We start from the raw sequence: 8,355 nt of genomic DNA on the forward strand, positions 1-8,355 counted from the left end.
CCCGTCCTGCGCCACAACGTGCGCCCGGTGCCGGCGTCCGCACGGGAGGTCGTGGCACACCTCGACGAGCACGACCTCCGCGGGGTGCTGCTCGTCACGCACAGCAAGGGCGGGCTGATCGGGAAGTACGCGATGGCGTCGCTCGACCCCGACCGCCGCATCGACCGGATGGTCGCCGTCTCGACGCCGTTCGGCGGGTCCTCGCTCGCCCGGTTGGCGCCGGTGCCGCACCTCCGGGCGTTCCGCGCCGCGGACCCGGTGCTCGCCGCGATGGGGCGGGAGCTCGAGGTGAACGCGCGGATCACGTCCGTGTACGGCGTCTTCGACACGCTCATCCCGGAGGGCAGCGAGCTCGCGGGGGCCACCAACGTCCGGCTCCCGGTCGGTGGACACTTCCGGATCCTCGGCGACCCGCGGACGCGTGAGGCCGTGCTCGCCGCGACGGACTGAGCCGCCCGGACGCCCGGCCCCCGCCGCGCGACCGCACGGCGGCCACGCGGCGGCACGGTGGCGCGTCAGGCGCCGGGCAGGAACAGGCAGAACGGGTGTCCGTCGAGGTCGAGCAGTACCCGCACGTCGTCCTGCGGCTGGTACGCAGCCTCGCGCGCACCGAGGCCGACGGCACGCTCGACGGCGCCGGGCAGGTCCTCCACCTGGAAGTCCAGGTGCAGCTGCATGTTCTGCGTGCCGGACTCGCTCGGCCACACCGGGGCGACGTACTCGGGGTCGTACTGCACCGACAGCCCGGCCCCGTCCGCCGGCCGCACCCGCGCCCAGGTCGGGTCGTCCTCGGGCACGGTCCAGCCCGTGAGCGCGCCGGAGAACCGGGCGAGCCGCAGGGGTTCCGGGGACTGCAGCACGGTGGCCACGAAGGTCGGCATCGTCGCGTCGTCGCTCGTCATGCGGCGGAGCGTACGCGGCTCCGGTCCCGCGACCGACCAGCGACCGGTCCCGCGACCGGTCAGCGACCGGTCCCGCGACCGGTCAGCGACCGGTCAGCGGCCGTCAGCGACCGGTCAGCGGCCGTCAGCGTGGGGCGACGCTCGCGCGCTCGACGATCTCGTGCGGAACCACGAACGTCTCCGGCGGTGCCGACCGGTCGTCGATCCGCCGGGCGAGCAGCCGCAGCGCCGCCCCCGCCAGGGTCTTGCGGTCGAACGCCACCGTCGTGAGCGCGGGGATCGCGAACGCCGCCGCGGCGATGTCGTCGAACCCCATGACGCTGACGTCCTCCGGCACGCGGACACCACGCGCCGCGAGCACGTGCAGCACGCCGAACGCGATCGAGTCGGTGAACGCGAACACCGCGTCGGGCAGGTCGTGGCGGTCCAGCCAGGCGGCGAACGTCCGGGCCGCGGTCGCCGTGGACCAGTCGTCGAGGGGCACGCGGAGCGCCGCTTCGACCGGCAGCCCCGCGGCCTCGAGTGCGTCGCCGTACCCGCGTTCCCGGAGCTCGCTCGTCGCGGTCGCACGGACCTCCGCAGCGGCACCGACGATCGCGATCCGCCGGTGTCCGGACGCGATGAGGTACGCCGTCGCCTCCTCGGCCGCGGCACGGCTCGCCACGTGCACCTGGTCGACGTGCTCGGGCTCGACCTCCCCGATCACGACGGTCGGCGGGAGGCCCTCGGTCGACGCCAGCACGCTCGCGCTCAGGGTGACCGGGTTGAGGACAAGGCCGTCGACGAGGTGCGCCCGCGCCCGGGACACGAGGTCGCGCTCGCGCTCCGGGTCGTTCGCGGTCTGGTCGAGCTGCACCACCCAGCCGTGGTCGCGCGCGAGTTCGACGAACCACTCGGTGAGCTCGGCGGCGTAGGGGTTCCGCATCTCCGGCAGCGTCAGCGCGATGACGCCGGAGCGGCCGTTCCGCAGCCCACGCGCGGAGAGGTTCGGGACGTACCCGAGCTCGGCGACCGCCTGCTCCACGCGCGCACGGGTCGCCGGACGTACGGGAACCCCACCGTTGACGACGTTGGAGACGGTCTTCGGTGACACCCCGGCGAGGGCGGCCACCTCCCGCACGGTCGCGCGCATCGTCCGAGCGTACCGCCCGGGTCGGCCTCGCTACGCCCGGAGCCCGTACCGGTGCACGTGCGTGCGGTACGGCACCCGGACGGTCTCGTTGCCGGCGGTCTCCGGGTGGCTGTCGAGCAGCTCCTCGACGGCCCGGCGCAGCTCGGCCCGTTCGGCGTCCGGCAGCACGATGACGTAGCTGCGCGACAGGACCATGTCGAGGAACGCCGACCGGTCCTGTTCGTGCACCCACTCGAACACGCGGTGCTCCCGGGTGCGGAACGGGCCTCCGACGGCCGACTCGTCGTCGTGGGCCATCCGCTGGGCCTCGGGCCGGGTGATGACGTCCCCGAGCCGCTGCGCCCAGTCCGAGGACTCGTCCCGCACGTTCCAGACCAGTCCGAGCACACCACCGGGACGGAGGACCCGTGTCGCCTCCGCGACACCGCCCTCCGGGTCGACCCAGTGCCACGACTGCGCGAAGGTCACCGCGTCCGCCGTGCGGTCCGGCAGGGGCATCGCCTCGCCCGTGCCGTCCACCGCGCGGACGTCGGGCAGCAGCGCGGCCAGACGCGCCCGCATCGCCGGGTCCGGCTCGACGGCGACCACCTCGGCGCCGCGTCCGAGCAGCGTGCGGGTGAACTTGCCGGTGCCCGCACCCACGTCGACGAGTCGCTCCGCACCCGTCGGGACCAGCCAGTCGGCCACTGCGGCCGGGTACCCCGGCCGCCCGTGCTCGTAGGCGTCGACCGCGCTGCCGAAGGAGCGCGCGTGCTGCTCGGAGGTCATGGACCCACCTTGGCACCGCCGGACGGGAGGCACGGTGCGAGCCCGCCCCGAGCCTCCAGACCGTCACACGGTCGCGTCCGGAGCGTCAGTCCGCGTGCCGGGCGCTCCATGCGCGGAACGGCGCGGTCGGGTCCTCGACGCTGCCCTGCTCGGCGCGCAGCGCGCGCTCCTCGACGGGCTTGGCGTACTCGTCGTAGAAGGTCGCGAGGGTCATCAGGCGGTTGCCGTCCTCGTAGTGTTCGCCCTCCTGCTCCCGCGAGGCCGCGTAGACCACGCGGTCGGGCTGTGCGTAGTAGAGGGCGCCGAGACACATCGGGCACGGGTACGCGGTGACGACGACCTCGTACCCGCCGAGGTCGGTGATGCCCTGCTCGGCCGCGGCGCGGATCGCGCGGATCTCGGCGTGGGCGGTGGGGTCGCCGGTCTGGGCGACGTGGTTCACGGCCTCGACGACGACCTCGCCGTCACGGACGATGAGACAGGCGAAGGGCTTGCCGCCGTCGGCGACGTTGTCGAGGGCGCGGGAGACCGCCAGGGCGGTGAAGTCGGTCGGTGGCGTGGATTCGTCATGGTGCATCGGTTAACGGTCCTCCGAACGGCTGCCCGGGCGGTGGGCGCCCGCGTACCCCGTCGCGTCGGGCCTGGTCGCAGCCGGCGGCGGTTCACTGGCCGGCATGACCGACCGGCCCTTCACCCCAGCGCTCGCCACGTTCTTCCGCGGACTCGCCGAGCACAACGAGAAGTCCTGGTTCGAGGACCACCGCGAGGAGTGGGAGCGCCACGTCGAGGCGCCGATGGAGTCCCTGCTCGAGGAAGCCGAACAGCGCTACGGTCCCGGACGCGTGCTCCGGCAACACCGGGACCTCCGGTTCACCCCGGACAAGCGGCCCTACCGGGAGGACACCGGCCTCACCGCGGGCGGCGTCTACCTCAGCGCCGGTGCGGACGGGATCCAGGCCGGCGGCGGGCTCTACACGCCCTCCCGTGCCCAGCTCACCGCCGCGCGCACCGCGATCGACGAGCACCCGCAGGCCGCCGCCGCGCTGCAGCGGCTGCTCGACGACCTCGTCGACGCCGGGTTCGAGCTCGCCGGTCCGCCGCTCAAGACCGCCCCGCGCGGCTACGACGCCGACCACCCGCGCATCGACCTGCTCCGGATGCAGCACTACGCCGCGCTCACGCACCTGCCCCTCACGAGTCCGCTCTCGGACATCGTCGACGCCTGGGAGCGGGTGCAGCCGCTGGTGCGGTGGACGGTGAAGTGGGCTCGGGCGGACGACGCCGAGGCCGCCGACGACCCGGCGCCGCCCGTGCCGGGAGCGCGGTCGATCGACGAGCGGGCCTGAGCGGCGGCTGCTGCTCGCTGGTGCGGTCCGCGTCTCGGTGATGCGGGTCGGTCGGTGCGGTGCGGCTGCGCTGGCGAGGATCGTGTCTCGGTGATGTGGGCCGCTCTTGGTGATGCGGGGGCGGTCACGACTCCCCGCGCGGGTGTCCGGGGCCGGTCACGTACTGTCGCGCGCGGCGACGCGGAGCGACGTCTCGTGACCGGACGATGCGCTGCCGACGGGGTTTCGCGACCGCGGGCGCGTCGGCCCGGAGGCGTGTCGGCCCGTCGGCACGTCGGCGCGCCGGGCAACGGCCGATCGGCGCGACGTCCGGACGGGAGGCCCGTGGCGCATCGGCCTGCACCCGTGCTCCCGTGCGCCGGTGCTGTTGCTCGGCCCTCAGCCGCGGAGCCAGCCGGCCTCGGCGAAGGTCGTCTGGAGCTCGGTGAACAGCCGCGACCCGTGGAACCCGTCCACGGCCGCGTGGTTGACCTGCACCGCGATCGGCATCACGGTCCGCCCCTCGACGTACCGGTACCGGCCGATCGTGAAGATCGGCAGCAGGTGGTCGAAGCCGTCCTTGACGTGCAGCGCGAACCCGGTGAACGACGCCCCGGGCAACGTCGAGACGTCGAACACGTTCTCCGGACGGTCCACCTGGGGGAACATCCGGTGGTCGTCCCGGTACCGCTCCATCGTCGTGACGGCGGCCTCGTGGAACCGTGCCGGGTCGTCGTCGTACGGCACGAACAACACGGAGAACGTCTCGGTGTCCGGGTGGAACACGGTGAACATCGGGTGCACGACGTCCCAGACCGCGGGGGAGCCGTCCTCGAGGAGCTGCATGCGGAACTCGGCGTGCCGGTTCACCACCGACGCGATCGCCCACAGCTGTGAGGCGTACGTGCGACGGTCCGTCCGCCTGACCGTCTCCGCGAAGTCGGTGACGTCGAGCTCGACCGTCATCTCCCACGTGCACGGCACCCGGTCGCGGTAGTGCTCGAAGTGCTCGCGGCGGGGCCAGGTGGCGAGGTCGATCGGGCGGAGCGCGGTCATGGGTGCCAGTCTGGCCCCGGTCCCTAGGGTGGAGCCATGCCGACACTGCAGCGCGTCCCGGCCCTCGTCGCCTCCGGCCAGCTGGCGATCCCGGTCGCCGAGGCCCTCGTGGCGCTGCCCGCCGACGTCCTCGAACGGATCGAAGCAGCCCCGATCGACCCGGACCTCGCGGACACGGCAGCGTTCTCGGAGGCCTACGGCTTCCCGGTCGAAGGCGGCGCGAACTGCATCGTCGTCGCGGGCAAGCGCGGGGACGACGTCCGCTACGCCGCGTGCATCGTGCTCGCGCACACCCGGCTCGACGTGAACCGCGTCGTCAAGAAGCTCCTCGACGTCCGCAAGGCGAGCTTCGCCCCGATGGACCAGGCCGTCGAACTGACCGGGATGGAGTACGGCGGCATCACCCCGATCGGTCTCCCCCCGTCGTGGCCGGTCTTCGTGGACTCCCGCGTGCAGCACGCTCCCGAGGTCGTCATCGGCGCCGGAGTCCGTGGCGCGAAGCTGTTCCTGCCCGGCGCCGTCCTCGCGGGGCTGCCGCACGCCCAGGTCGTCGACGGTCTGGCCACCGAGCCGACGGCGGCCACCGAACCGACGGCGCCGTCGGAGTCCGGAGCGTGACCGTCCGGCTGCCGATCGTCGTCGACGAACACGTGACGCTCGTCCTCGCCGACGACTCCGTGGCCGAGACCTACCGCGACCTCGTCCTGGACGACCTCGACCACCTGCGGCCGTGGGAGGAGCTTGCTCGACCGAGTCTCACGGTCGACGACGTCCGTGCGTACCTCACCCCGGGCCTCACCGTCTGGGCCGAGGGTTCCGGTGTCCCGACGGCGATCGTGCTCGACGGGGCGGTCGTCGGTGCGCTCGCCGCCCGGTGCACGCCCGCGTCGGCGAAGGCCGAGGTCGGCTACTGGCTGGCGTCGAGCGCGGGAGGTTGCGGAGTGATGACCCGGGCCGTCCGGGCGCTGGTCGCGGAGCTGTTCGCGGACGGGGTCCACCGTGTCGAGATCCGGACCGCTGCGGACAACCAGCCGAGCCGCGCTGTTGCCGAACGGCTCGGGTTCACCCTCGAGGGCACCCTGCGAGAGGCGTACCCGATCGACGGCGTCCGCCACGACCTCTGCGTCTACGCCCGGCTCGCGACCGACCCGGTCAGTCGTTCGGGCGGATGAGGCAGAAGGGGTGCCCTGCCGGGTCGAGGTACACCCGGAAGGTGTCCGTCCCCGAACCCGTCGCCGTCGCGCCGATCGCCAGGACGGCCGCCTCGCCCACGTCGAGGTCGTCGACCTTCACGTCGAGGTGGCTCTGCTGCGGGACGTCCTGCCCGGGCCACTCCGGAGCGCGGTAGTCCGCCACCTGCTGGAACGCGAGGATCGGCCGGTGGTCGGTGAACGGGAGGGCGATCTCCGCCCAGTCCTCGTCGAAGGCGACGATCTCGCCGCCGAGGAGCCCGACGTAGAAGCGCGCCAGGGCACGGGGGTCGGGGCAATCGAGGACGACGACGTCGAGGGTGCCGATCATGGCGGCCACGCTAGCCCGGTCAGCGCGCGGCGGCCAGCGTCTTCGTGATCCGCTGCAGCGACACCGTCTCAGCGGTCCCGAGCTCCTGCGCGAAGAGACTCAGCCGGAACTCCTCGAGCATCCACCGGGCGTGCACGAGCTCGGGGTGGGCACCGACCGCCGGTGGGAACGTGCCGCCGGCGTCCGTGTACCGGTCCGTGGCGACGGTGACCTCGCGCATCCATGCGGCATCGCGCCCCGGGTTCTGCAGGAGCTTCTGCACCCGGGCCTCGATGCCCTGCAGGTACACGCGGATCCGTCGGAGCCGATCGAGGCCTGCGACCGCGACGAACCCGGGGAACACGAGCCGTTCGAGCTGCTGCCGCATGTCCGTCAGCGCGCCCAGGAGCGTCATCGCGTTCGCCTGCTTGATCGCCCGCTCGGCGTTCCGGTGTGCGGTGAGGACCTCGGCGACCTCGGACACCGCGGTGAACATCGTGTCGACGACGGTCGCGGACACCCGGTCGCGGACCTGCTCGAACGCCGCCTGCTCGAACACGAGGCCGTCGGGGTGCGCCTGCCGGATGCCGGCGTCGACGACCGCAGCGAGGACGTCGTCGAACAGCGCCTGGGTCGACGGGTAGGGCGAGGCGGCGAGCGCGAGCTTCTCCTGCGCGGTCAGGTGCTGCTGGATGTACGACACGGGGGAGGGCACCGCGAGCATCACGAGCCGTCGGACGCCGGCGGGCATCTCGACCGCGCGGTCGCGTTCGGTGGCGAGCAGGCGCACGGCGACGGTGGCCTTGGGACCGGAGCCCTCCTCGACCAGGGCGGGGTAGGCGCGGATGACACCGCCGGACTGCTTCGTGTCGAGGACGCGGGGCAGGTCGCCCCCCGGCCAGGCGGTGAGCCCCGACCGCTCGAGGTCGGAACCGGCCTGCGCGACGCGGGACGGGCCTCCCGGCCGGTTCGCCTTCGCCGTGGCGGAGGCGACACTCTGCTGGGTCCGGTCCTTGAGCTTCGTCTGCAGCGCCGCGAGGTCCTTGCCCGACTCGACCCGCCGGCCGCGCTCGTCGACGACCGCCCACGTGGGCAGGAGGTGCTGCGGGACGCGGCTCAGGTCGAAGTCCGACTCGGACACCGGCACGTAGGTCATGCGCTGGATCGTCTTCGCGAGGGTCGAGCGGAACGACTCGGTCGGCTCCGTCGGTGCGTCGTCGGGCAGCTCGGCGACGATCTTCTCGGCCCAGTCGGCAGCGGGCACGATGTTCTTGCGGATCTGCTTCGGCAGCGACTTGATGAGCGCGGTCACGAGCTCCTTGCGGAGGCCACGGACCTGCCAGTCGAAGCCCTCCTCGCGCATGCGCGGGAGCAGTGCGAGCGGCACCTGCACGCTGACGCCGTCGTCCTGTGCGCCCGGCTCGAACCGGTACTTGATCGCGAGACGCTGGTCACCCGACCGCCACTGGGTCGGGTACTCCTGCTGGTCCTGCGCGGCTTCCGCCGCGTCCTCGGCCAGGAGGTCCGACCTGCGCATCGTGAGCAGGTCCGGTTGGTCGCGCCTCGCCTGCCGCCACCACCCCTCGAAGTCGCGCGTGGTGGCAATGTCCGCGGGGATGCGGGCGTCGTAGAAGTCGACGATCTTCTCGTCGTCGGACTCAGAGGATCGCCC

11 protein-coding genes are annotated in these 8,355 nt (G+C 73.1%); 4 read left to right on the forward strand and 7 right to left on the reverse strand.

Translation table 11 applies throughout. The features are described from left to right. Window positions 1-450, forward strand: a 450-nt coding sequence (locus I59_RS16235; protein ID WP_022904776.1) for a triacylglycerol lipase, incomplete at its 5' end; no start/stop codon positions are given. 65 nt (window positions 451-515) lie between these two features. Here the strand turns inward: I59_RS16235 and I59_RS16240 are convergent. The 4 genes from I59_RS16240 to I59_RS16255 all read right to left on the reverse strand — a co-directional run bounded on the left by I59_RS16240 (window position 516) and on the right by I59_RS16255 (window position 3,379). Continuing rightward, window positions 516-902, reverse strand: coding sequence for a VOC family protein (locus I59_RS16240; RefSeq protein ID WP_022904777.1), 387 nt, complete (start codon window positions 900-902; stop codon window positions 516-518). A 124-nt stretch (window positions 903-1,026) separates the two neighbouring features. After that, complete coding sequence (locus I59_RS16245; RefSeq protein ID WP_022904778.1) at window positions 1,027-2,034, reverse strand: LacI family DNA-binding transcriptional regulator; 1,008 nt, start codon at window positions 2,032-2,034, stop codon at window positions 1,027-1,029. A 30-nt stretch (window positions 2,035-2,064) separates the two neighbouring features. Then, window positions 2,065-2,802 carry a class I SAM-dependent methyltransferase gene (locus tag I59_RS16250; RefSeq protein ID WP_022904779.1) on the reverse strand — a complete coding sequence of 246 codons (738 nt, stop codon included), beginning with the start codon at window positions 2,800-2,802 and terminating at the stop codon, window positions 2,065-2,067. 85 nt (window positions 2,803-2,887) lie between these two features. Continuing rightward, window positions 2,888-3,379, reverse strand: coding sequence for a nucleoside deaminase (locus tag I59_RS16255; RefSeq protein WP_022904780.1), 492 nt, complete (start codon window positions 3,377-3,379; stop codon window positions 2,888-2,890). A 97-nt stretch (window positions 3,380-3,476) separates the two neighbouring features. Here I59_RS16255 and I59_RS20250 point away from each other — a divergent pair, with 97 nt between their 5' ends. Further along, on the forward strand, window positions 3,477-4,148 hold the full coding sequence (locus I59_RS20250) for a DUF2461 domain-containing protein (RefSeq protein WP_022904781.1): 672 nt from the start codon (window positions 3,477-3,479) through the stop codon (window positions 4,146-4,148). A 378-nt stretch (window positions 4,149-4,526) separates the two neighbouring features. Here I59_RS20250 and I59_RS16265 read toward each other — a convergent pair whose 3' ends face one another. Then, window positions 4,527-5,183, reverse strand: coding sequence for a CatA-like O-acetyltransferase (locus I59_RS16265; RefSeq protein ID WP_022904782.1), 657 nt, complete (start codon window positions 5,181-5,183; stop codon window positions 4,527-4,529). 36 nt (window positions 5,184-5,219) lie between these two features. On the opposite strand from I59_RS16265, the gene I59_RS16270 reads away from it, so the two are divergent. Both I59_RS16270 and I59_RS16275 read left to right on the forward strand, forming a co-directional pair. Next, window positions 5,220-5,801, forward strand: coding sequence for a YbaK/EbsC family protein (locus I59_RS16270; RefSeq protein ID WP_022904783.1), 582 nt, complete (start codon window positions 5,220-5,222; stop codon window positions 5,799-5,801). Continuing rightward, window positions 5,798-6,355, forward strand: coding sequence for a GNAT family N-acetyltransferase (locus I59_RS16275; RefSeq protein ID WP_022904784.1), 558 nt, complete (start codon window positions 5,798-5,800; stop codon window positions 6,353-6,355). Before I59_RS16270 ends, I59_RS16275 begins: the two co-directional genes overlap by 4 nt. Here I59_RS16275 and I59_RS16280 read toward each other — a convergent pair. Beyond that, window positions 6,336-6,704 (reverse strand): VOC family protein, encoded by a 369-nt coding sequence (locus I59_RS16280; protein ID WP_031274178.1) that lies wholly within the window; start codon window positions 6,702-6,704, stop codon window positions 6,336-6,338. The two genes, I59_RS16275 and I59_RS16280, sit on opposite strands and share 20 nt — an antisense overlap. A 19-nt stretch (window positions 6,705-6,723) precedes the next feature. Beyond that, window positions 6,724-8,355, reverse strand: a 1,632-nt coding sequence (locus tag I59_RS16285) for a DUF3418 domain-containing protein (RefSeq protein ID WP_022904786.1), incomplete at its 5' end; no start/stop codon positions are given.

The sequence above is a fragment of the Curtobacterium sp. B8 genome, from assembly GCF_000333315.1.
GTDB classification, from domain to species: Bacteria; Actinomycetota; Actinomycetes; order Actinomycetales; family Microbacteriaceae; genus Curtobacterium; species Curtobacterium luteum.

What these genes read in the sequence shown, in the direction of transcription:
- I59_RS16240 (WP_022904777.1), bottom strand. Translation starts at nt 902, where the DNA reads ATGACGAGCGACGACGCGACGATGCCGACCTTCGTGGCCACCGTGCTG.
- I59_RS16245 (WP_022904778.1), bottom strand. Translation starts at nt 2,034, where the DNA reads ATGCGCGCGACCGTGCGGGAGGTGGCCGCCCTCGCCGGGGTGTCACCG.
- I59_RS16250 (WP_022904779.1), bottom strand. Translation starts at nt 2,802, where the DNA reads ATGACCTCCGAGCAGCACGCGCGCTCCTTCGGCAGCGCGGTCGACGCC.
- I59_RS16255 (WP_022904780.1), bottom strand. Translation starts at nt 3,379, where the DNA reads ATGCACCATGACGAATCCACGCCACCGACCGACTTCACCGCCCTGGCG.
- I59_RS20250 (WP_022904781.1), top strand. Translation starts at nt 3,477, where the DNA reads ATGACCGACCGGCCCTTCACCCCAGCGCTCGCCACGTTCTTCCGCGGA.
- I59_RS16265 (WP_022904782.1), bottom strand. Translation starts at nt 5,183, where the DNA reads ATGACCGCGCTCCGCCCGATCGACCTCGCCACCTGGCCCCGCCGCGAG.
- I59_RS16270 (WP_022904783.1), top strand. Translation starts at nt 5,220, where the DNA reads ATGCCGACACTGCAGCGCGTCCCGGCCCTCGTCGCCTCCGGCCAGCTG.
- I59_RS16280 (WP_031274178.1), bottom strand. Translation starts at nt 6,704, where the DNA reads ATGATCGGCACCCTCGACGTCGTCGTCCTCGATTGCCCCGACCCCCGT.